Here is a 23,032-nt window from a genome sequence, read left to right as displayed (position 1 = left end):
TGGATCGTCATTACGATGCGTTAAATATGCATCCGGTCGCCGGGCAACCTTCGTGGTTGTAAGTGAGACCTTGCCGGAAGGCGAGGTCTATGCATAAAAAGCTAACGGCTATCGTCTTCTGACCATGGCCGTTTTTGTTTTTTATGTGTAAGGAAAATAGTATGCATTCTGTCGGCACTCCAATGCTGTGGGGCGGATTCGCGGTTGTCGTGCTCATCATGCTGGCGATCGACCTCTTTTTGCAGGGTCGTCGCGGCGAGCACGGCATGAGCGTTAAGCAGGCCGCCGTCTGGTCGCTGGTCTGGGTTACCCTCTCGCTCCTCTTTTGCGCCGCCTTCTGGTGGTACCTGGCCTCAACCGAAGGCCGTGCGGTGGCCGATCCTCAGGCGCTCGCCTTCCTCACCGGTTATCTGATTGAAAAAGCCCTGGCGGTTGATAACGTCTTCGTCTGGCTGATGCTGTTCAGCTACTTTGCTGTGCCTGCAGCATTGCAGCGCCGCGTGCTGGTCTACGGCGTGCTGGGTGCCATTGTCCTGCGTACCATCATGATCTTCGCCGGCAGCTGGCTAATTACCCAGTTCGAATGGCTGCTGTACGTGTTCGGCGCGTTCCTGCTGTTTACCGGGGTCAAAATGGCGCTGGCGAAAGAAGACGATACCGGTATCGGTGATAAGCCGCTGGTGAAGTGGATCCGTGGTCATCTGCGCATGACGGACAAGATCGAGAGCGAGCACTTCTTCGTGCGTAAGAACGGCCTGCTATTCGCCACCCCGCTGCTGCTGGTGCTGATTCTGGTCGAGCTGAGCGACGTGATTTTCGCGGTAGACAGCATCCCGGCAATCTTCGCGGTGACGACTGATCCGTTCATCGTGCTGACCTCTAACCTGTTTGCGATCCTCGGTCTGCGCGCCATGTATTTCCTGCTGGCAGGTGCGGCAGAGCGCTTCTCGATGCTGAAGTACGGTCTGTCGGTGATCCTGGTGTTTATCGGTATCAAGATGCTGATCGTGGATTTCTACCACATCCCGATCGCCATTTCGCTTGGCGTGGTGTTCGGCATTCTGCTGGTGACGCTGGTTATCAATACCTGGGTTAACCGCCAGCACGATAAAAAGCAGCAGGCGGAGTAATCCCCTCACCCTAACCCTCTCCTCAAAGGGGAGAGGGTTAACACACTTTTGTGACTCAATAGTTAAAAAATATGATGTGACACGTAAAATCCAGCATTTTACTCTTCCGCCTTTACACGCTTTCCTTGATACTCAACCAGGCAAACAAATATTTACATCCTGAAATAAATGTGACTTAGAGCACATCCAGGATGGAACACAATTTCACTTAGGAATTTAGTATGAGCACACAATCTAAGGGCCTGCTTGCGCGTCTGACGCAGGGTAGCCTGGTTAAACAAATCCTGGTAGGTCTGGTTCTGGGTATTCTGCTGGCGCTGGTGTCAAAACCTGCCGCGGAAGCGACGGGGCTTCTCGGAACGCTTTTCGTGGGCGCGCTGAAGGCCGTTGCGCCGGTGCTGGTACTGATGCTGGTCATGGCTTCTATCGCCAATCACCAACACGGACAAAAAACCAACATTCGCCCGATTCTCTTTTTATATCTGCTGGGCACGTTTTCTGCTGCGCTGACCGCAGTGGTCTTTAGCTTCCTCTTCCCCTCCACGCTACATCTGACCTCTGCGGCGGGCGACGTCACGCCGCCTTCAGGCATTGTGGAAGTGCTGCGCGGCCTGCTGATGAGCATGGTTACGAACCCCATTGATGCCCTGCTGAATGCCAACTACATTGGCATCCTGGTGTGGGCGATCGGCCTGGGCTTCGCCCTGCGTCACGGCAACGAAACGACGAAAAACCTGGTCAACGACATGTCCAACGCCGTGACCTTTATCGTTAAGGTCGTGATTCGCTTTGCACCCATCGGTATCTTCGGTCTGGTGTCGTCTACCCTGGCCACAACCGGCTTTGACGCGCTGTGGGGCTACGCGCAGCTGCTAATGGTGCTGGTCGGCTGTATGCTGCTGGTGGCGCTGGTGATCAACCCGCTGCTGGTGTTCTGGCAGATCCGCCGTAACCCGTATCCGCTGGTGCTCACCTGCCTGCGCGAGAGCGGCGTATACGCCTTCTTCACCCGCAGCTCGGCGGCAAACATTCCGGTTAACATGGCGCTGGCGGAGAAGCTGAACCTGGACCGCGATACCTATTCCGTGTCGATCCCGCTGGGTGCGACAGTGAACATGGCAGGTGCGGCGATCACCATCACCGTGTTGACCCTGGCGGCCGTGCAAACGCTGGGTATTCCTGTGGATCTGCCAACGGCGCTGCTGCTGAGCGTGGTGGCGTCGCTGTGTGCCTGTGGCGCATCCGGCGTGGCGGGAGGTTCGCTGCTGCTGATCCCGCTGGCGTGCAATATGTTCGGCATCCCGAACGAGATCGCCATGCAGGTTGTGGCCGTCGGCTTCATCATCGGCGTGCTGCAGGACTCCTGCGAAACCGCGCTGAACTCCTCTACCGACGTGCTGTTCACCGCAGCGGCCTGTCAGGCGGAAGACGCGCGTTTAGCGAAGAACGCGCTGCGAGGTTAACAGCAAAACGGCAACCCTGAGGTTGCCGTTTTTAGTGTTTGTACCCTCTCCCTGTGGGAGAGGGTCAGGGTGAGGGCATCAGGCCGCACCGATTAAAGTTCAGTAGGTCGGGTAAGCGCTAGCGCCACCCGACAAAACACTTAAAGCGTCACACCACTCTTAAAGATCGCCAACTCGCGGAAGTCGTTCTTCTCGTTACAGGTCTGCCTGCCGTTAGCAAACTCCACGATAGTGTCCACGAACTCCGTCAGCAGCTGCGGCATCGCTTTGCCGTGGATCAGCTGGCCTGCGTCGAAATCGATCCAGTGCTTTTTCTTCGCCGCCAGCTCGCTGTTGGTGGCGATTTTGACCGTCGGCACAAAACCGCCGTACGGCGTACCGCGACCGGTGCTGAACAACACCATGTGACAACCCGCCCCCGCCAGCGCGCTGGTGGCGACCGCATCGTTACCCGGTGCGCTCAGCAGGTTCAGGCCGTGGGTTTTCAGGCGTTCGCCGTAGCGCAGAACGTCCACCACCTGGCTGGCCCCCGCTTTCTGGGTGCAGCCGAGGGATTTCTCCTCCAGCGTGGTGATTCCGCCCGCCTTGTTTCCCGGGGACGGATTCTCGTAAATCGGCTGATTGTGGGCAATGAAGTACTGTTTGAAGTCGTTCACCATGGTGACGGTCTTCTCAAACGTCTCTTCGTCGCGGCAGTGGCTCATCAGAATGCGCTCCGCGCCAAACATTTCCGGCACTTCGGTCAGCACCGTGGTGCCGCCGTTGGCAATCACGTAATCCGAGAAGCGGCCCAGCATTGGGTTAGCGGTAATGCCGGAAAGACCGTCAGACCCGCCGCACTCCAGGCCAAACTTCAGTTCGCTCAGCCTGCCCGGCTCGCGCCTGTCGTGGCGCATCACCTCATACAGCTGATGCAGCTGCTCAACGCCCGCTTCCACTTCGTCGTCCTGATGCTGGCACACCATGAAGTGCACGCGCTCAGGGTCGAATTCGCCCAGCGTGTCGCGGAAGGCGTCGACCTGGTTGTTCTCGCAGCCGAGGCCGATCACCAGCACCGCACCCGCATTCGGGTGGCGCACCATGTTTTGCAGCATGGTGCGGGTGTTGATGTGGTCGTCACCCAGCTGGGAGCAGCCGTAGGTGTGGCTGAACAGATGTACCCCGTCGATGCCCTCGGCATCGTGGGTCTCCTTCAGAAAGCGGGTCTGGATCTGACGCGCAATGCCGTTCACGCAGCCGACGGTCGGCAGGATCCACAGCTCGTTGCGGATCCCCACATCACCGTTTGCGCGACGGTAGATTTGCACCTCACGATCCCCCGCCTGCACGCCTGCCTCCGGTAGTTCAGGCTGATAGCTGTACTCGTCCAGATCGCTGAGATTGGTGCGGGTATTGTGGGAATGAATATATTCACCCGGCGCAATATCCGCCAGCGCATGGCCGATGGGCAAACCGTACTTCACCACGTTCTCCCCTTTTGCAATGGGGATCAGGGCAAACTTGTGTCCACGTCCAATGGCCTGGCGCAACGTGACCGACTGGTTATCGAAGGCCACTTCCGTGCCTTCGGTTAAATCTGCCAGCGCGACGGCCACGTTATCCAGCGAATGGATTTTGATGTATTGCATATCAACCTCAGACGGCCTTAGTTCAGTTCAATGGCGAAGTAGTCACGCGCATTGTTAAAGCAGATGTTTTTCACCATGTCGCCCAGCAGCTGGAGATCCGCTGGCGCTTCACCCGCGTGCACCCAGCGGCCAATCATCTGGCACAGGATGCGGCGGAAATATTCATGACGGGTATAGGACAGGAAGCTGCGGCTGTCGGTCAGCATACCCACGAAGCGGCTTAACAGACCGAGCTGCGCCAGCTGCGTCATCTGACGCTCCATGCCGTCTTTCTGATCGTTGAACCACCAGCCGGATCCGAACTGCATCTTGCCCGGCATACCTTCGCCCTGGAAGTTGCCCACCATGGTGCCCAGCACTTCGTTATCGCGCGGGTTCAGGCAGTAGAGAATGGTTTTCGGCAGCAGGTTTTGCTCGTTCTGTTTGCTCAGCAGTTTTGACAGCTCTTCCGCCAGCGGGCGGTCGTTGATGGAGTCAAAGCCCACGTCCGCGCCCAGCAGTTTGAACTGGCGCTGGTTGTTATTGCGCAGCGCGCCGATGTGGTACTGCTGTACCCAGCCGCGACGCGCGTATTCCGCACCGAGGAATACCAGTACCGCCGTTTTGAACTGCGCCACTTCGTGCTCGCTAAGCGATTCACCGGAGAGGCGACGCGCCAGGATGCTGTCCAGTTCAGCTTCGTTGGATTCCGCGAACAGCACCACGTCCAGCGCATGGTCAGAGACTTTACAGCCGTGCGCCGCGAAGTGGTCCAGACGTTTGGTCAGCGCGGTTTGCAGGTCAGCGAAACGACGGATGTCGGTATCGGACACTTCCGCCAGCTTCGCCATGTAGTCGGTGAAGGTGGCCTGTTCGATGTTGAAGGCTTTGTCCGGGCGCCAGCTTGGCAGCACTTTAATGTCAAAAGAGGTGTCTTTGGCGACAACGGCATGATGCTCCAGGGAGTCAATCGGATCGTCGGTGGTGCCCACCATCTTCACGTTCATCTGCTTCATGATGCCGCGCGCGGAGAAGTTATCCTGCGCCAGCAGCGCATTGCACTGGTCCCAGATCTCATCCGCCGTAGCGGGAGAAAGCAGCTTGCCGGTGATGCCAAACGGACGGCGTAGTTCGAGGTGCGTCCAGTGGTAAAGCGGGTTGCCGATAGTGTGCGGAACGGTCGCCGCCCAGGCGTCAAACTTCTCGCGATCGGTCGCGTCGCCGGTACACAGTCGCTCAGCCACGCCGTTGGTGCGCATTGCGCGCCATTTATAGTGGTCACCCTTCAGCCAGATATCATACAGGTTTTTGAAACGGTAATTTTCGGCAACCTGCTGCGGCGGTAAGTGGCAGTGGTAGTCGAAAATCGGCTGGTCTTTAGCGTAGTCGTGGTACAGGCGGCGGGCAAATTCGGTATCTAACAGAAAATCGTCGGTCATAAACGGCGTCATTATCGTCTTCCTCATTACGGGAGCGTCAGAAAGCGTATGTTCATATGCTGCAAAGTTATCACACCAATTTCCACCCACCGAAGCTTTTTTCGTGAGTGAGATCAATAAACGCTAACAAATAAATTACCCTCAATGGAGTAAACCCTTCTACAGGCCGCGCCGTTTCTGGCTTTGCGCGCAGCAATTAATGTCCCTACAAAGAATCATACATTTGTGATGTCACTCACCTTTTAAAGTTGTATGACAAGTTATCGTTTCGCCGTCGCAAACACTAAGCCGACGGAATGCGTTACCGGTGTGAGACACATCGGATTTAACGGTACGGATACCGACTTATGCACGCTTACTTATGGCAAGGTTCGGGCCGTTCCGGGACATTCTCCCGGCTACGCCCCTCCCGTTACACAACTGCTCCCGGCAACGGTTGAGAGGTTGCCGTGCTCTGGCGCGGAAATAACATAACGATGAGGTTTTAGATGCGTAAAATTAAAGGGTTACGTTGGTATATGATCGCACTGGTGACGCTGGGTACCGTGCTGGGCTACCTGACACGTAACACCGTGGCAGCCGCGGCGCCAACGTTGATGGAAGAGCTGCATATCTCCACGCAGCAATACTCTTACATCATCGCGGCCTATTCTGCCGCTTACACCGTCATGCAGCCTATTGCTGGGTATGTTCTCGATATTCTGGGTACCAAAATCGGCTATGCCTTCTTCGCCATCGCCTGGGCGGTATTCTGCGGTGCAACCGCACTGGCAGGCAGCTGGGGCGGCCTGGCGCTGGCCCGTGGAGCGGTCGGTGCGGCAGAAGCCGCAATGATCCCGGCGGGGCTGAAAGCCAGCTCTGAGTGGTTCCCGGCAAAAGAGCGTTCCATCGCGGTGGGTTACTTCAACGTGGGCTCGTCCATCGGCGCAATGATTGCGCCGCCGCTGGTGGTGTGGGCCATCGTGATGCACAGCTGGCAGATGGCATTCATTATCTCTGGCGTGCTGAGCTTTGCCTGGGCAATGGCGTGGCTGGTTTTCTATAAACACCCGCGCGATCAGAAAAAACTCTCCGAGGAAGAACGCGAATACATTATTGGTGGTCAGGAAGCGCAGCATCAGACCAACAATGGCAAGAAGATGTCCGTCTGGCAGATCCTGGGCACCCGTCAGTTCTGGGGTATCGCCCTGCCGCGCTTCCTGGCTGAACCGGCCTGGGGTACCTTTAACGCGTGGATCCCACTGTTTATGTTTAAAGTCTACGGCTTTAACCTGAAAGAGATCGCGATGTTCGCCTGGATGCCGATGCTGTTTGCTGACCTGGGCTGTATCGTGGGCGGCTACCTGCCACCGCTGTTCCAGCGCTGGTTTGGGGTGAACCTGATTGTTTCCCGTAAGATGGTGGTGACCATGGGTGCCCTGCTGATGATTGGCCCGGGCATGATCGGTCTGTTCACCAGCCCCTACGTCGCTATCGCGCTGCTGTGCATCGGTGGTTTTGCGCACCAGTCCCTGTCCGGCGCGCTGATTACGCTCTCCTCTGACGTCTTCGGTCGCAACGAAGTGGCCACCGCCAACGGCCTGACCGGGATGGCCGCGTGGACCGCGAGTACGATGTTCGCGCTGGTCGTCGGCGCGCTGGCGGATACCATCGGCTTCAGCCCGCTGTTCGCGGTGCTGGCAATCTTCGACCTGATGGGCGCGGTGGTTATCTGGACGGTGCTGAAAAGCAAATCCGCAGAGGAGCTGGCGAAAGAGTCTCTCGGGCGACCGGCTACGCAGAGTTAGCGAAAATGCGTTTCACCGAAGCCGCCCCCGGGCGGCTTTTTTAATGGCAAAATCTGGAGAGTATTCCGTGAAAGTGGTATAACAAATCATCTGCCGTACCCTGCCTGGAGCGCATATGGAAATCACCGAACCACGTCGTTTATATCAACAACTTGCTGCCGAGCTGAAAGATCGCATCGAGCAAGGGGTCTATCTTGTCGGTGATAAACTTCCTGCCGAGCGCTTTATCGCGGATGAAAAAAGCGTAAGCCGAACCGTGGTGCGCGAAGCGATTATCATGCTGGAAGTGGAAGGCTACGTTGAGGTACGCAAAGGTTCCGGCATTCACGTTATTTCTAATCAGCCTAAACACTCTCCGGTGGCGGATGAAAGTCTAGAATTCGCCAGCTACGGTCCGTTTGAGCTGCTCCAGGCTCGCCAGCTGATCGAAAGCAATATTGCCGAATTTGCCGCCACGCAGGTGACCAAGCAGGACATCATGAAGCTGATGGAGATTCAGGAGAACGCTCGCAAGGAAAAATGTTTCCGTGATTCCGAGTGGGACCTGCAGTTTCACGTTCAGGTCGCCCTGGCAACCCAGAATACGGCGCTGGCGGCAATCGTTGAGAAAATGTGGACTCAGCGCGTTCACAACCCGTACTGGAAAAAACTGCACGATCATATTGATTCGCGTACCGTGGACAACTGGTGTGACGACCACGATCAAATTCTTAAGGCGCTGATTCGTAAAGATCCCCACGCCGCGAAGCTCGCCATGTGGCAGCACCTGGAGAACACCAAGCAGATGCTCTTCAATGAAACCAGCGACGACTTCGAATTTAACGCTGACCGCTATCTTTTTGCCGATAATCCTGTCGTTCATCTCGATACGGCCCCGAGCGGCGCAAAATAGGCGACCTTTCTACCGGCAGGCGCTTCGCTGCGCCTCCCCGGCTGAATGGGTAAGCAAAACATATATAGTGTCAGCCTTTGTAAAATCCCTCGCTCACTTTCAGGGCTTACGCCAAAATCACCTCACCCTGCAAATTCTGTGACGCAGAACGTTGGGCTTTGTTACAATTGGATTCACTTCGTTATTTTGAAAGTTAGTGCTTGCTAACCAGCCAATTAACAGGGAACAGTGTTGGCCACACCGCAATGTGTCCGCGAGCGACCATAATGAAATCACAACAATGTCGCCGTGCTGTTTGTCCCGGATAACAGGCGAGACGTTAACCGATTTCCAGGAACACTGAATGGAACTTTTGACCCAACTGCTGCATGCCCTTTGGGCGCAGGATTTTGAAACGCTGGCCAACCCTTCCATGATTGGCATGCTCTATTTTGTCTTGTTTATGATTCTGTTCCTTGAGAATGGTTTGCTGCCTGCAGCCTTCTTGCCGGGTGACAGTTTGCTGGTGCTTGTCGGCGTGCTGTGTGCTAAAGGCGCAATGGCGTTCCCGCAAACCATTTTATTACTGACCGTCGCGGCCAGCCTTGGCTGCTGGGTGAGCTATATCCAGGGAAGATGGCTGGGCAATACCCGAATAGTACAGAACTGGCTTTCCCATCTGCCTGCGCACTATCACCAGCGGGCACACCACCTGTTCCATAAGCATGGGCTTTCCGCGCTGCTGATTGGCCGCTTTATCGCCTTTGTGCGCACCCTGCTGCCCACCATTGCCGGGCTGTCCGGGTTGAGCAGCGCACGCTTCCAGTTCTTCAACTGGATGAGCGGCCTGTTATGGGTTCTGATCCTGACGACGCTGGGCTATGCGCTGGGTAAGACGCCGGTCTTCATGAAATATGAAGATCAGCTGATGTCCTGCCTGATGCTGCTGCCTGTTGTTCTGCTGGTCTTCGGCCTGATCGGCTCGCTGGTTGTCCTGTGGAAGAAAAAATACGGAGCGCGAGGTTAACGATGGTTATCTCACCGCTCGCCATGCGCCGCTTTGCCTGTGCCTTTATTGCACTGGTGATGCTCAGCGTCGTACTGCTGGCCTGGAACACGCTTTCACATCAGGACGCTACGCTGGCCATTCGCCCGGTAAACCAGGGGGGCGGTGTGCCTGACGGTTTTTCTGTCTGGCATCATCTGGATGCAAACGGCATCCGCTTTAAAAGCATCACCCCTCAGGACGATGTTTTACTGATTAAGTTTGATTCCCGTGCGCAGAGCGCTGCCGCGAAAGCGGTTCTTGACCGTACGCTGCCGCACGGCTATATCATTGCCCAGCAGGAAGATGACAATCCGCCAGCCGCGTGGTTATCATTGATTCGCGATACGTCGCATCGGTTTGGATAACTTCCTGGATTCCGAATCTTTTCACTCACTTTGGTGAATCCCCCGTTTACTTACTATGCTTAAGTACGCGGAGCACCCCTCGAATGTACTCCGCATCATTTTGGATAGCGGCTAACCCCGCAGCACAATGGAAGGTTTCGATAATGAAATTCCGCATGACCCTGGCTCTGGCCCTTTTTTCTTTAAGCACAACGACCTTCGCAAACTCTCTCTGTCAGGAGAAAGAACAGGATATTCAGCGTGAGATCGGTTATGCCGAAAAGCATAACAATCAGCACCGTGTTGATGGTCTCAAAAAAGCGCTGAGCGAAGTGAAAGCGAACTGTTCAGACAGCAAGCTGCGTGCCGATCACCAAAAGAAAATCGCTGAACAGAAGGACGAGATAGCCGAGCGCCGTCAAGACCTGCAGGAAGCGAAAGAGAAAGGGGATGCGGAAAAAATTGCTAAGCGCGAGAAGAAGTTGAAAGAGGCGCAGGACGACCTGAAAGCGCTGGAAGCTCGCGATTATTGAGTTAACGGAAATCTCAACAGGAGAGAATCATGTCAAAAGATACGACGTCTGAACATCTGCGCGCTGAACTGAAATCCCTGGCCGATACCCTTGAAGAGGTGCTGAATTCCTCTGCCGATAAGTCGAAAGAAGAAGTAAGCAAGCTGCGCAGCAAAGCGGAGCAGGCGCTGAAAGAGAGCCGCTACCGCCTGGGTGAAACCGGTGATGCACTGGCGAAACAGACCCGTGAAGCGGCTGCGCGTGCAGATGAATATGTGCGCGACAATCCATGGACGGGAGTTGGTATTGGTGCCGCAGTGGGTGTGGTACTGGGTGTCCTGCTGACGCGTCGTTGATATGGAAGATCCTCGTCACGCACAAGGGCCTGCTAATAACGTCCTCGGCATCGGCCAGCGTATTTTAACGACGCTGGTTGGGATTGCCGAAACGCGCGTCCGGCTGGCAGTGGTCGAACTGGAAGAGGAGAAAGCGAACCTCTTCCAGATGCTGCTGATGCTCGGGCTGACCATGCTCTTCGCCGCGTTTGGTCTGATGAGCCTGATGGTGTTAATCATCTGGGCCATTGACCCGCAGTATCGACTTAACGCGATGATTGCCACGACCGTCGTTCTGCTGGTCGCGGCGCTGATTGGCGGCATATGGACGATGCGTAAAGCGCGCAGGTCCACTTTCCTGCGCCACACGCGCCAGGAACTGGCTAACGATCGCGCCCTGCTGGAGGATGACAAGCCGTGAGCGATAAAGCGGAACGTCAGAAGCGAAAAGCGTACCTGTTAAGTCAGATCCAGCAGCAGCGGCTGGATCTGTCTGCCAGCCGCCGTGACTGGATCGACGCGACGCGACGGTTTGACCGTGGCTGGAATACCTTCCTGAGCCTGCGTTCGTGGGCGCTGGTCGGCAGCAGCGTGATGGCTATCTGGACGGTTCGTCATCCGAATATGCTCATCCGCTGGGCCCGACGCGGTTTTGGTGCCTGGAGCGCCTGGCGTCTGGTCAAAGCAACGTTGCGGCAACAACAGCTGCGGTGATAAACGCAAAACGGTAACTCAGGTTACCGTTTTTTGTTTTTGCCCTTCTCCCCGTGGGCTGAGGGCACAAGCGCGCACCTGCCCTTACTCAATATCTTTGAAGAAGATTGACAGTTTTCCTTGCTAACAATTGCTACCCGCCCCGTTTACACTCCTCTCCATCGACAGCAGAGCCGCGGTATCTACCCGGAATTGCAGACAAATAATGTTCAGCCGCTTATGTGGTTTCCTGGAGAGTAAAATGAAAAAATTAGAAGATGTTGGTGTACTGGTCGCGCGTATTCTGATGCCAATTCTGTTTATCGTGGCAGGCTGGGGCAAAATCACCGGATATGCGGGTACCCAGCAGTATATGGAAGCCATGGGCGTTCCGGGGTTCCTGCTGCCGCTGACCATTCTGCTTGAGTTCGGCGGCGGTCTTGCAGTCCTGTTCGGCTTCCTGACCCGCACCACCGCGCTGTTTACCGCAGGCTTCACCCTGCTGACCGCGTTCATCTTCCACAGCAACTTTACGGAAGGCGTGAACTCACTGATGTTTATGAAAAACCTGACCATCGCGGGTGGCTTCCTGCTGCTGGCGATCACCGGCCCAGGCGCATACAGCATCGACCGCGTTCTGAATAAGAAATGGTAAGCACGCTATACTGAATAAACACAAAGCGAGGAGACATCTCCTCGCTTTTGCTATCTGACGGAGGAGTAAAAAATGGGACAACTCGTAGACGGCGTCTGGCAGGATGTCTGGTATGACACCAAATCCACCGGTGGACGCTTTAAGCGCTCTGTTTCGGCCTTCCGTAACTGGCTGACCGCCGACGGCGCACCCGGCCCGAGTGGCGAAGGGGGCTTCGCGGCGGAGAAAGATCGCTATCATCTTTATGTTTCCCTCGCCTGCCCGTGGGCGCACCGCACGCTGATCGTGCGCAAGCTAAAAGGCCTCGAATCCTTCATTCCGGTTTCAGTCGTCAACCCATTGATGCTGGAAAACGGCTGGACGTTCGACAGTGATTTCCCCGCTGCGACCGGTGATGACCTGTATCACCACGATTTCCTCTACCAGCTCTATCTACGTGCCGATCCGCACTACACCGGACGCGTGACCGTGCCGGTGCTGTGGGACAAGAAAAACCAGACGATAGTCAGCAATGAGTCCGCGGAAATCATCCGCATGTTCAATACCGCGTTTGATGCGCACGGCGCCCGCGCCGGGGATTACTACCCGGTTGAACTACGCGATAAGATTGACGAGCTGAACAGCTGGATTTACGACAACGTCAACAACGGCGTCTATAAGGCCGGTTTCGCCACCAGCCAGGAAGCGTATGACGAAGCGGTCGGAAAGGTGTTTGAATCGCTGGAGCGCCTGGAGCAGATCCTGGGCCAGCATCGCTACCTGACGGGCGATCGCCTGACGGAAGCGGACATTCGCCTGTGGACCACGCTGGTTCGCTTTGACCCGGTCTATGTCACCCACTTTAAGTGCGATAAACACCGCATCAGCGACTACCTGAACCTGTATGGTTTCCTGCGAGACATCTACCAGATGCCGGGGATCGCGGAGACGGTCGATTTTGACCATATTCGCACCCACTATTTCCGCAGCCATAAGACCATCAACCCGACGGGCATCATCTCCATTGGCCCGTGGCAGGATCTGGATGAACCGCACGGGCGCGACGTGCGTTTCGGATAATTATTTAGGGAATCAATTGATTCCCTTTTTTAATTCACAGCATACATCTATCCTTACCTCGATCGCTTAGAAAACAAGTGATTGACTGATTAAGAGGCAAGGAAAATGGACTGGTATTTAAAAGTACTGCGCAACTACGTTGGATTTGGTGGCCGCGCCCGCCGCAAAGAGTACTGGATGTTCGTTCTGGTGAACTTCGTCCTGATTATGGTGCTGGGCATCGTGGATAAAATCCTCGGCTGGGAGCGCGCCGGCGGTGAAGGCGTACTCACTACGATTTATGGCTTGCTGGTTTTGCTGCCTTCATGGGCCGTGCTGTTTCGTCGTCTCCACGACACCGATCGTTCGGCGTGGTGGCTGCTGTTGCTGTTGATCCCGCTTGTCGGCTGGATCGTGATTTTAATTTTCAACTGTCAGAGCGGGACGCCGGGCGAAAACCGCTTTGGTCCGGACCCTAAGATCGGCGCGTAAATTACTGCCCGGTGGCGCTTACGCTTACCGGGCCTGCTCGCTTATTTGTTGTGATGCGCAAAGAGCTTTGGAATTTCGCGCAGGCACCACGATTTGGCTTCGCCCATGCTGTCGCGGCGCCACGCCATAATAATGTCCACTTCGCTGGTGTACTCCGGGCTCACCACCCTCAGTCGCCCTTCCGCAATATCTTTTTCGACAAACGGGTAGGGCATCGTCGCCACGCCCAAACCGGCCAGCAGCGCCTGCCGCTTGTTTTCCAGTGACGTGACCGTCAGACGAGGCTGTTTATCCAGCAGCTGAACCGTCAGCACCGGACGCTCGCGCGCGGTATCCGCCACCGCCACGCCGCGGTACTTCACGCGCGTCACTTCAGAGAGCGGCTCCGGCTCCTGGTGAATCGGGTGATCCGGCGCGGCGACGTAGACGTTCATGACGCTGTAGAGCTTGCGCGAGTTGATTTCTGACGATGAGCGGAAATGCATGTCAGGTGCAATGACGATATCCGCCCTGCCCGTCTCCAGACGCTCCCACGCCCCGGCCAGCACCTCGGTGATGATCGACAGCTGCGTATTGGCCTTCGCCGCCAGGCGGTCCACCAGCGGGAACAGCGCTTCGGTCGGCACTAGCGCTTCGGTGACTAACGTCAGGTGGGTTTCCCAGCCTCGTGCCAGCGCTTCGGCGTCCGTGGTGAGCTTGTCCGCCGCTTCCAGCAGCACGCGACCTCGCTCCAGCAGCATCCGCCCCACGTTGGTGAATTTTGTTCGATGACCGGAGCGATCGAAGAGCACGACGTCCAGCTCTTCCTCCAGTTTTTGCATGGTGTAGCTTAGCGCAGACGGAACGCGCCCCAGTTCATCTGCCGCCGCGGCAAAGCTGCCGCGCCGGTCAATCGCGTCCATGACGCGAAGCGCCTCAAGCGTCAATGCTCTCTCTTTAGCCATCTCGTTCTCATTCAGGAAATTTGAACATACCAGGCAGAATATCTGGCTAACAATGCAGCGTCCATACCTTTACCATTGTTTTAGTGTAAAGAGAGGTCAAGTTTATGATTACGACAAGAACAGCGAAACAGTGCGGACAAGCCGATTTCGGTTGGCTGCAGGCCCGCTACACCTTTTCCTTTGGACACTACTTTGACCCTAAACTCCTCGGTTACGCTTCACTGCGCGTGTTGAACCAGGAAGTGCTCGCCCCGGGCGCCTCCTTCCAGCCGCGTACGTATCCGAAAGTCGATATCCTGAACCTGATCCTGGAAGGCGAGGCAGAATACCGCGATAGCGAGGGCAATCATGTCCAGGCAAAGGCTGGCGAAGCGTTGTTAATTTCCACGCAGCCGGGCATCAGCTACAGCGAGCATAACCTCAGCAAAGACAAAACGCTGACGCGCATGCAGCTGTGGCTCGACGCCTGCCCTGAGCGAGAAAACCCGCTGGTGCAGAAAATAGATCTGAAGGGCGATAAACAGCAGCTGATTGCCTCGCCTGACGGCAGCAAGGGCAGCTTGCAGCTGCGACAGCAGGTATGGCTACACCATATCGAACTGAAAAAAGGTGAACAGGCAAGCTTCCAGCTGCACGGCCCGCGCGCCTATTTGCAGTCCATTCACGGTACGGTGCATGCGGTAACGCACGCGGAAGAGAAAGAAGCGCTCACCTGCGGCGACGGGGCGTTTATTCGTGACGAAGCGAATATCACCCTGGTGGCAGATACGCCGCTGCGCGCGCTGCTGATTGATTTGCCGGTGTAAGAGTTGCTCGATCGGTCCCTCTCCCCTTTGGGAAGAGGGACGAATGCCAATCGCTACACCTTACTCGCCATAATCTCAATAATCTGCCGGTCCGTTGCCTGCATTGAGCGGCACGCCAGGGCGCACAGGTTAGAGATAGACTGTTCCACGTCGTGGGCCACAATTCCTTCGTTACCCGTCACGCCCGACTCATCCAGCGCCATCATCACGGCTTTCCAGGCGCTGGTGACGCTGGTCGAGACTTTCATGGCGCAGCTGTTAGACGCCCCGTCGCAGATCATCCCGCTGACGTCACCGATCATACTGCCGATGGCCATTGCTATCGTCTGATAGCTTCCGCCCATCAGCCACGCCATCCCTGCGGCGGCCCCCATACCGGCCGTTGTCGCCGCACACAGCGCGGACAAACGCGGAAGCTGGTAATGGATGTAGATAGCCGACAGGTGCGAGAGCATCAGCGCCCGCGCCAGCCGTTCGTCATCGGCCTGAACATGTTCAGCGACCACGACAACCGGCATGGTGGCTGTAATTCCCTGATTCCCGGAGCCCGAGTTGCTCATCGCCGGCAGCGTCGCGCCGCCCATGCGGGCATCCGAGGCCGCGCTGGTGCGGATAACGATGTCTGAACCCAGATCCTGCGCCATCCATCCGCGTGCGCGCTGCTTAATGAGGGTGGCGCCAATGTGTAGCCCCCACTTCCCGCTAAGCCCTTCACGAGAGAGCGCGTCGTTCAGTTGCCCTGCTTCCAGGATAAAGCGGATCGCCTCGAACGGTACCTGCTCCACAAACTCCTGGATCTGCGAGAGCGTGGTGTTCGACAGTACCGCCAGCGGATCGTTACTTACCTCGGCCTGCCGCTCGTCAAGACTGAAGCGCGTTTCGCCCTGACAAACCACCTCCACCACGCGGGTATGTCCGCCCGCAATGGTCACCATGGCCGAGGCCTCACCGGCGTAGACGCAGGCACGTGAATAGAGGATCTCATCGCACGGCTCCTGCAATTTCACCTGCACCAGACCGGCGTTAAGCATTGCTTTGGCCCGCGCCAGCGCATCGGCGGTGACATCTTTCAGCACCTCCAGCCCCGCCTGCGCATTGCCACCGATGGCACCCAGCGCCGCCGCAATGGGCAACCCGACCATGCCGGTGCCCGGCACCGTTACGCCAAGCCCGTTCTTCATCAGATTCGGCGATACCCACGCCTCAATCTTCGTGACGTCGCCGGGCAGTTGCTCTGCGGCAATCGCACAGGCAAGGGCCAGAGAAACGGGCTCGGTGCACCCCAGCGCAGGCTTAACTTCTTCCTGCACTACGCGAATAAAATGATTCCATAAAGGATGAGTTTGCTCAGACATCGTTACGACCTTATTTGCCCTCAGGAAAATGCGAGGAAAGGAGAAACACAAAGCAGCAGCCCGGTGATGACAATAATCACCAGCGATACGCCCTTATATTTATGCAGCGCCGGTACCTTGTAGACCAGCCATGCAGGGATCAGGCAGCCCACCATGCCGAAGATGGGGCTACAGATAGAGGTGAAGCTCAGTACCGGCGCGTTTAACACGATCGCGCTCCAGGCCAGCAGGATAGCGAACAGCATGATCCCGCGCTGGACGATGCTTTCATTAATACGTTCAGCCGGCATTTTACGGCGCAGGATATTCATCACGATCCCCTGCGTGGCTTCGCGGAAGCCGAGATAGACACCGAAGAAGGCGGTCATCACGGCAAAAATATTGAGGATCACGCTGACGATTTTGACCCAGCCCGCGCCGTCGCCGCTGATAAACTGCGCCGCAATCGCCAGGGCGGAAATGTTCTGCTCGTAGGCTTTCACCGCTTCGTCGTGTCCCATCGCCAGGGTGAAAGAGACGGCGTAGAAGAAGACCGTGACAAACAGTATGCCAAAGGCGATATTCATCGCCCGCAGCGCCTTATGACGCGCCACCTCAACGGATTTTTCCCGTGAACGATAGGAAATCACCATCGGGCTTAAGGTCTGGATAAACAGAATGGAGGTTAAGGTAAAGGGCAGCGTAATAATGGCATTTTTTATCAGCAACCCCATCGGCGGCAGCATGCCCACGTTGGCTAAATGCCAGAGGCCGATCATCGAAAGCCCCAGCGCCGCCACCACAAATAATTTGGTCAGCACCATCAGACTGGAGACTTTAAACAGCAGCTTTTCACCGCGCGAAGAGATGGCGACCAGAATACAGATCAGGAATAAGCCGTAGAAGGGATTTTCCGACAGCAACCCCTCGGTGACACCGAAGGTGTGCAAATAAGATGCGCTGTCGTTGGTGATAGCCGTGGAATAGACAAACATCCAGATGACCAGCATCACAAAATAGAGCGCACCTAATAAGATGCCCCAGTTTTTACCTAAATAACCGCTAATCACGCTCGGGTAGTCTTTACATTCCGGGGATTCCGCCAGCGTATTAATAAATAATCGCTGGAAGAGGTACATGGCCGGATAGCCAATAATCGAGGAGAGCAAAAAGACCCACAGCCCCATTAATCCAACCTGCACCGGAAGAAAAACGATACCCGCGCCGATAGCCATCCCGATACTCATGATGACCCAGCCCGTGTCGGTGCTGTCGAATTTGATCGCCTCTCGCCATTCGCTTTCGCTCATTCCCGCCCGCCTTGCCGCAGGGGAATCACTCACAATCACACTGCTGTTTGTTGCCATATTCATTGAGCACTCGCTTATTTTGTAGGGTAAACAATTGTTTTTATTAGGTTCCGATCGCCAGCGATTGCGAGTCAGAGAGCAGCAGGTGTTTGTTATTGGTGTGAGGAAATCATAGCCGGAGCAAGGGAGAAAAAAGTCACAAGTTTTATAGGGATTTCCTGACACTGGAGGAAAAATTGCTACTGGAGGTGGAAACGAGGAGGGTATTTTCTAAATGTGACAATATTCACGAAATTAAAAGCCTCCTCTAAGGAGGAGGCACAATGGCAATTGGAATTACATCGCTTGCGTAAACGTCCGCGAAATCACGTCCTGCTGCTGCTCGCGCGTCAGAGCGTTAAACCGTACCGCATAGCCGGATACGCGAATTGTCAGGTTCGGGTAGTTCTCCGGATGGGCAATGGCATCCAGCAGCATCTCCCGGTTCATGACGTTGACGTTCAGGTGCTGCCCGCCCTCAATAGACGCTTCGTGATGGAAGTACCCATCCAGCAGCCCCACCAGGTTGGTTTTGCGCACCAGTTCATCCTTGCCCAGCGCCTGCGGCACAATGGAGAAGGTGTAGGAGATCCCGTCCTTCGCATAGGTGAACGGCAGCCTGGCAACCGAGGTTAACGATGCCACCGCCCCTTTCCTGTCACGCCCGTGCATCGGGTTGGCGCCAGGCGCAAACGGCGTGCCGCCGCGGCGTCCGTCCGGCGTGTTGCCCGTTTTCTGGCCGTAGACCACGTTGGAGGTGATAGTCAGGATCGACTGAGTCGGCACCGCGTTGCGATACGTCGGCAGCGCCTGGATCTTCTTCATAAAACGCTCCACCAGGTCGCAGGCGATGCTGTCCACGCGATCGTCATTATTGCCGTACTGCGGATAGTCCCCTTCGATGACGAAGTCCACCGCCAGGCCGGTGTGGTCGCGCACTGGTTTCACCGTGGCGTATTTAATCGCCGACAGGGAATCCGCCGCCACCGACAGCCCGGCAATGCCGCAGGCCATGGTGCGATAGACGTCACGATCGTGCAGCGCCATCAGCGACGCTTCGTAGCTGTACTTATCATGCATGTAGTGAATGAGATTCAGCGCGCTGATGTACTGCACCGCCAGCCAGTCCATAAAGTGGTCGAGGCTCGCCATCACGGTGTCGTAATCCAGCACCTCATCCAGCAGCGGCTCGGTTTTCGGGCCGACCTGGATCTTCAGCTTCTCGTCCACCCCGCCGTTGATCGCGTACAGCAGCGTTTTAGCAAGGTTGGCGCGTGCGCCAAAGAACTGCATCTGCTTGCCGATCACCATTGGGCTGACGCAGCAGGCAATGGCGTAGTCGTCGCTGTTGAAGTCGGCGCGCATAAGATCGTCGTTCTCATACTGCAGCGACGAGGTGACGATCGACACCTGCGCGGCGTATTTCTTAAACGCGATCGGCAGCTGTTCAGACCAGAGGATCGTCAGGTTCGGCTCCGGCGCGGGCCCCATGGTGTGCAGGGTATGCAGGTAGCGGAAGCTGTTTTTGGTCACCAGCGTACGGCCATCCAGCCCCATGCCGCCGATCACTTCCGTGGCCCAGATCGGATCGCCGGAGAAGAGCGTGTCGAACTCCGGCGTGCGCAGGAAGCGCACCATGCGGATCTTCATGATGAAGTGGTCGATCAGCTCCTGGGCCTGCACCTCGTTCAGCCGCCCCGCCTGCATGTCGCGTTCAATGTAGATATCAAGGAACGAGGCCGTACGCCCCAGCGACATCGCCCCGCCGTTCTGGGATTTCACTGCGGCAAGGTAGGCAAAGTAGACCCACTGCACCGCTTCCTGCGCGTTCATCGCCGGACGTGAAATATCAAAGCCATAGTTCGCCGCCATCTGCTGGATCTGCAGCAGCGCGCGCCTGTGCTCCGCCAGCTCCTCGCGCAGGCGGATCGTTGCCTCCAGATCTTCGCCGCGCTCTAGCCTCCCCTGAAGATCGGCGAACTGAAGTTCACGCTCGCGCACCAGATAGCTGATGCCGTACAGCGCCACACGGCGGTAATCGCCGATAATGCGCCCGCGCCCGTAGCCGTCCGGCAGACCGGTCAGCACGCCAGATTTACGGCAGCGCATCATCTCCGGGGAGTAAACGTCAAACACGCCCTGGTTGTGGGTTTTACGCAGGTCGGTAAACAGGTATTCGAACTGCGGATCCATTTCCCGCCCGTAGGCTTCGAACGAGCTGCGGATCATATTGATCCCGCCGTACGGATGCAGGGCGCGCTTGAGCGGTTTGTCGGTTTGCAGGCCGACGATCGTCTCAAGATCCTGGTCGATGTAGCCCGGTCCGTGGGCGGTAATGGTGGTGGCAATGTTGGTGTCGAAATCCACCGGGGCGTGGGTGGCATTCTCCTGGCGAATGCCGACCATCACCTTCTGCCACAGCGCCGTCGTTGCTGGCGTCGCCTGCGCGAGGAAAGTTTCATCGCCTTCATAAGGGGTGTAGTTATGCTGAATAAAATCGCGGACGTTAACGGCATTTTTCCATTCTTCACCGCGAAACCCGGCCCATGCGTCGCTGTAAGGCGCGACGCCCGTATCGATTGTTACTTTCATGTGATTCTCGCTTTATCAGGCGTAAGCCGCAGCCGGGGTGACCTTCCCAAGACGGAGGGCGTCCAGCGCGATCATTTTTTCTTCGTTGGTAGGGATAACCGCGCAGGTCACGCGGGACGACTCGGTGGAGATGACGCGCTCACCCGCGCTGCCCGGCAGAGCGTTTTTCGCCTCGTCGAGCGCGATGCCAAACACCTTCAGATGTTCCGCCACCAGCGCGCGGATCAGCGTGGAGTTTTCACCGATGCCGCCAGTGAAGATCACGCCATCCAGACGGTGCAGAGACGCGGCGTGACCGGCGATATGCCGCGCTATGCGGTGGACAAAGGTTTTTATCGCCAGCTGCGCCCGGTCATGGCCGTCATGCCAGGCTTTCTCCAGCGCGCGTAAATCGGAGGAGATACCGGAGATGCCAAGCAACCCGGACTCTTTGTTGACCACGCGCTCCAGATCCTCGAACGACTGACCGGTCTGCTGGGCAATCCACGCCATTGCGCCGAAGTCCACGTCGCCGCAGCGCGTGCCCATCACCAGCCCTTCCAGCGGCGTCATCCCCATTGAGGTATCGACGCTTTTACCGTTGCGCACCGCGCAGATGGACGCCCCGTTGCCGAGATGGGCAATCACCAGGCCGCTGTCATCGGGGGACAGCCCGAGGAGCGCGTGCGCCTGCCCGGACACGTAGCGGTGAGAGGTGCCGTGGAAGCCGTAGCGGCGCACGCCCAGCTCTTCAAAATAGCGGTACGGCAGACCGTACAGATACGCCTGCGGCGCCATGGTCTGATGGAAACTGGTGTCAAATACCGCCACCTGCTGCACGCCGGGGAACAGGCGCTCTGCGGCTTCCACGCCGCTCAGGTTGGCGTAGTTATGCAGCGGCGCCAGCGGGGAAACCAGGCGGATCTGCTCAATGACCTCTTCCGTGATGAGGGTCGACTCGCTGAAGAGATCGCCGCCGTGAGCGATGCGGTGGCCAATCAGGGCCACGCTGCTCATCAGGTCGCGCTTCTCCAGCTCGAGGGCGATGGCGGCCAGCGCCCCTTCGTAGTCCTGGTGAGCCAGTCTGACCGGCTCACCCCCGTTCACGGAAATAAAGGCTTTTTCAGTGTTGATGCCGTCCGCAATGCCCGTCAGCAGGGCATCGCAGCCTGCTGCGTCCAGCACCGAAAACTTAACGGAGGACGATCCGCAGTTAATAACCAGTACTACCGGAAATTCAGTCATGTGTTACTCCGCTCTTCCTGAGCTTTGGCTTAAAACAGTTTGTAAACGATATTCAGAATGGTCAGCAGGCCGACCACGGTCACGAAGATGTTCTCGGTCCGGCCTTTGTATTTCGCCAGCGCGGGCGCTTTACGAATGGCGTACATCGGCAGCAGACACAGCAGAGAAGCGATAATTGGCGCCCCCATGGCTTCAATAAGGTCGAGAATGTTCGGGTTGGCGTAGGCCACAATCCAGGTGGAGCCCATGATGAAAATCATGCTGATGGTGTTCAGCTTGCCGACGGAGACGTTCTTCTTATCACCCTTGTAGCCGAACTTGAGGATCAGGCCGTTCAGCCCCTCCAGCGTGCCCAGGTAGTGGCCGAAGAAGGATTTAAAGATAGCGACTAGCGCGATGATGGAGGCGCCGTATTCCAGCACCGTGGCGAACGTGGATTTACTGCCCGACATCGAGGCAAAGTGGTTCGCCAGGTAAGAGAGCACCGGAATGTTCTGCGCTTTGGCATCCGCCATGTTCTGCGGAGAGAGCGTAAACAGGCAGCTAAAGGCGAAGAACATCACCACCGCCACCATCAGCAGGCTGGCGCGACCGATGATTTTGGAACATTTCTGCTCGGTGAATGCTTTCCCGAACTCCGGCTCGTACTCTTCGCGCTTGGAGACCACAAACGAGGAGACGATGGGCGAGAAGTTAAAGGAGAAGACCATGATGGAGATCCCCAGCCACACCGTGACCAGAATGCCGTCATGACCGGTAAAGGCGATATCGCTCAGGTTGACCTGGTCGATTACCGCCGAGTTCCAGTACGGGATCAGCGACAGGGAAATCAGCACCAGGCTGGCAATGAACGGGAACACCAGGTAGCTCATGACCTTCACCATCAGGTCTTTCCCGAACCAGATCACAAAGGCCATCAGCAGCAGCAGGAACAGCGCCACCACGCCGCGGTTCAGCGCAGGCATCTGGAGCTGGTTTTCCCAGAAGGTCATAAAGGTGTTAGTAATGGTGACGCCGTAAATCCACAGCAGCGGGCAAATGGCGAAGAAGTAGAGGAAGGTGATCACCACCCCACCGGTTTTCCCGAAGTGCTCTTCCACCGTCTCGGTGATGTTGCCGGAGACGTTGCTGCCGGACAAACAGAGGCGCGCCAGCGCGCGGTGGCAGTAAAACGCAATCGGGAAGGCGAGAACCAGCATCAGCAGGATGGGGATCAGTCCGCCAAAGCCTGCGCGAATGGGGAAGAACAGCACGCCTGCGCCAATGGCGGTACCAAACAGGCCGAGCGTCCATGTGGTGTCAGACTTACGCCAGGAGGACGTTTTTGTCTGGCCAACGATAATGCTTTCTGTGTTGCTCATAGGTCACC

At 56.7% G+C, this 23,032-nt stretch carries 22 protein-coding genes; 14 read left to right on the top strand and 8 right to left on the bottom strand.

The features are described 5' to 3' along the window. Positions 1 to 161 precede the first annotated feature (161 nt). Both ACTJI7_RS17485 and sstT read left to right on the top strand, forming a co-directional pair. The gene (locus ACTJI7_RS17485; protein WP_047367080.1) at positions 162 to 1,130 is read left to right on the top strand and encodes a TerC family protein; all 969 of its coding nucleotides are present in this window, start codon (positions 162 to 164) and stop codon (positions 1,128 to 1,130) included. 221 nt (positions 1,131 to 1,351) lie between these two features. Continuing rightward, positions 1,352 to 2,593: a serine/threonine transporter SstT gene (gene sstT / locus ACTJI7_RS17480; protein ID WP_041907970.1), complete on the top strand. Its 1,242-nt coding sequence runs from the start codon at positions 1,352 to 1,354 to the stop codon at positions 2,591 to 2,593. Positions 2,594 to 2,733: 140 nt separating this feature from the next. On the opposite strand, the gene ACTJI7_RS17475 is transcribed toward sstT, so the two are convergent. Continuing rightward, complete coding sequence (locus ACTJI7_RS17475) at positions 2,734 to 4,221, bottom strand: UxaA family hydrolase (protein WP_063155302.1); 1,488 nt, start codon at positions 4,219 to 4,221, stop codon at positions 2,734 to 2,736. A 17-nt stretch (positions 4,222 to 4,238) separates the two neighbouring features. Next, positions 4,239 to 5,651: a glucuronate isomerase gene (gene uxaC / locus ACTJI7_RS17470; RefSeq protein WP_063155301.1), complete on the bottom strand. Its 1,413-nt coding sequence runs from the start codon at positions 5,649 to 5,651 to the stop codon at positions 4,239 to 4,241. Positions 5,652 to 6,127: 476 nt separating this feature from the next. Between uxaC and ACTJI7_RS17465 the strand changes: the two genes are divergently transcribed. The 11 genes from ACTJI7_RS17465 (at position 6,128) to ACTJI7_RS17415 (ending at position 13,414) form a co-directional block, all read left to right on the top strand. After that, positions 6,128 to 7,426 (top strand): MFS transporter, encoded by a 1,299-nt coding sequence (locus tag ACTJI7_RS17465; protein ID WP_063155300.1) that lies wholly within the window; start codon positions 6,128 to 6,130, stop codon positions 7,424 to 7,426. A gap of 115 nt (positions 7,427 to 7,541) precedes the next feature. Continuing rightward, positions 7,542 to 8,318: a transcriptional regulator ExuR gene (gene exuR / locus ACTJI7_RS17460; protein WP_028014506.1), complete on the top strand. Its 777-nt coding sequence runs from the start codon at positions 7,542 to 7,544 to the stop codon at positions 8,316 to 8,318. Positions 8,319 to 8,661: 343 nt separating this feature from the next. Continuing rightward, positions 8,662 to 9,324, top strand: a complete 663-nt coding sequence (yqjA, locus tag ACTJI7_RS17455) for a DedA family general envelope maintenance protein YqjA (protein ID WP_008503144.1) — start codon at positions 8,662 to 8,664, stop codon at positions 9,322 to 9,324. 2 nt (positions 9,325 to 9,326) lie between these two features. Then, positions 9,327 to 9,710, top strand: a complete 384-nt coding sequence (gene mzrA, locus ACTJI7_RS17450; RefSeq protein ID WP_047364677.1) for an EnvZ/OmpR regulon moderator MzrA — start codon at positions 9,327 to 9,329, stop codon at positions 9,708 to 9,710. A gap of 143 nt (positions 9,711 to 9,853) precedes the next feature. Beyond that, positions 9,854 to 10,222 carry a DUF1090 domain-containing protein gene (locus tag ACTJI7_RS17445; RefSeq protein WP_028014508.1) on the top strand — a complete coding sequence of 123 codons (369 nt, stop codon included), beginning with the start codon at positions 9,854 to 9,856 and terminating at the stop codon, positions 10,220 to 10,222. A gap of 29 nt (positions 10,223 to 10,251) precedes the next feature. Then, on the top strand, positions 10,252 to 10,557 hold the full coding sequence (locus ACTJI7_RS17440; RefSeq protein WP_008503141.1) for a DUF883 family protein: 306 nt from the start codon (positions 10,252 to 10,254) through the stop codon (positions 10,555 to 10,557). A gap of 1 nt (position 10,558) precedes the next feature. Next, the gene (locus ACTJI7_RS17435) at positions 10,559 to 10,957 is read left to right on the top strand and encodes a phage holin family protein (RefSeq protein ID WP_041907961.1); all 399 of its coding nucleotides are present in this window, start codon (positions 10,559 to 10,561) and stop codon (positions 10,955 to 10,957) included. Continuing rightward, positions 10,954 to 11,250 carry a YqjK-like family protein gene (locus ACTJI7_RS17430; protein WP_014885330.1) on the top strand — a complete coding sequence of 99 codons (297 nt, stop codon included), beginning with the start codon at positions 10,954 to 10,956 and terminating at the stop codon, positions 11,248 to 11,250. Before ACTJI7_RS17435 ends, ACTJI7_RS17430 begins: the two co-directional genes overlap by 4 nt. Before the next feature lie 241 nt (positions 11,251 to 11,491). Further along, positions 11,492 to 11,884 (top strand): DoxX family protein, encoded by a 393-nt coding sequence (locus ACTJI7_RS17425; RefSeq protein WP_063155299.1) that lies wholly within the window; start codon positions 11,492 to 11,494, stop codon positions 11,882 to 11,884. Positions 11,885 to 11,956: 72 nt separating this feature from the next. Further along, complete coding sequence (locus ACTJI7_RS17420; protein WP_048999509.1) at positions 11,957 to 12,943, top strand: glutathione S-transferase family protein; 987 nt, start codon at positions 11,957 to 11,959, stop codon at positions 12,941 to 12,943. A 105-nt stretch (positions 12,944 to 13,048) separates the two neighbouring features. Continuing rightward, a complete protein-coding gene (locus ACTJI7_RS17415; protein WP_028014511.1) occupies positions 13,049 to 13,414 on the top strand; it encodes a DUF805 domain-containing protein in 366 nt (121 codons plus the stop codon). Positions 13,415 to 13,455: 41 nt separating this feature from the next. Here the strand turns inward: ACTJI7_RS17415 and yhaJ are convergent, their stop codons facing one another. Continuing rightward, a complete protein-coding gene (yhaJ, locus tag ACTJI7_RS17410; RefSeq protein WP_041907956.1) occupies positions 13,456 to 14,358 on the bottom strand; it encodes a DNA-binding transcriptional regulator YhaJ in 903 nt (300 codons plus the stop codon). A 104-nt stretch (positions 14,359 to 14,462) separates the two neighbouring features. Between yhaJ and ACTJI7_RS17405 the strand changes: the two genes are divergently transcribed. Then, entirely contained in the window at positions 14,463 to 15,164 is a 702-nt protein-coding gene (locus ACTJI7_RS17405; protein ID WP_022649481.1) for a pirin family protein, read from the top strand. 53 nt (positions 15,165 to 15,217) lie between these two features. Here the strand turns inward: ACTJI7_RS17405 and ACTJI7_RS17400 are convergent, their stop codons facing one another. From ACTJI7_RS17400 to tdcC, 5 genes are all read right to left on the bottom strand, one after another. Then, positions 15,218 to 16,519, bottom strand: coding sequence for an L-cysteine desulfidase family protein (locus ACTJI7_RS17400; RefSeq protein WP_063155298.1), 1,302 nt, complete (start codon positions 16,517 to 16,519; stop codon positions 15,218 to 15,220). A 20-nt stretch (positions 16,520 to 16,539) separates the two neighbouring features. After that, complete coding sequence (locus ACTJI7_RS17395; protein WP_041907950.1) at positions 16,540 to 17,871, bottom strand: amino acid permease; 1,332 nt, start codon at positions 17,869 to 17,871, stop codon at positions 16,540 to 16,542. A gap of 273 nt (positions 17,872 to 18,144) precedes the next feature. Then, on the bottom strand, positions 18,145 to 20,439 hold the full coding sequence (pflB, locus tag ACTJI7_RS17390) for a formate C-acetyltransferase (RefSeq protein ID WP_048961042.1): 2,295 nt from the start codon (positions 20,437 to 20,439) through the stop codon (positions 18,145 to 18,147). A 15-nt stretch (positions 20,440 to 20,454) separates the two neighbouring features. Beyond that, a complete protein-coding gene (gene tdcD / locus ACTJI7_RS17385; protein ID WP_222563533.1) occupies positions 20,455 to 21,663 on the bottom strand; it encodes a propionate kinase in 1,209 nt (402 codons plus the stop codon). 29 nt (positions 21,664 to 21,692) lie between these two features. After that, a complete protein-coding gene (tdcC, locus tag ACTJI7_RS17380) occupies positions 21,693 to 23,024 on the bottom strand; it encodes a threonine/serine transporter TdcC (RefSeq protein ID WP_047367071.1) in 1,332 nt (443 codons plus the stop codon). Between the last annotated feature and the right edge of the window lie 8 nt (positions 23,025 to 23,032).

It is taken from the genome of Enterobacter sp. 22499 (assembly GCF_052044815.1).
In the GTDB taxonomy this organism is placed as follows: Bacteria; Pseudomonadota; Gammaproteobacteria; order Enterobacterales; family Enterobacteriaceae; genus Enterobacter; species Enterobacter bugandensis.
Note: the sequence above shows the minus strand (reverse complement) of the source record. Positions and strands in the feature narration are given on the sequence as shown.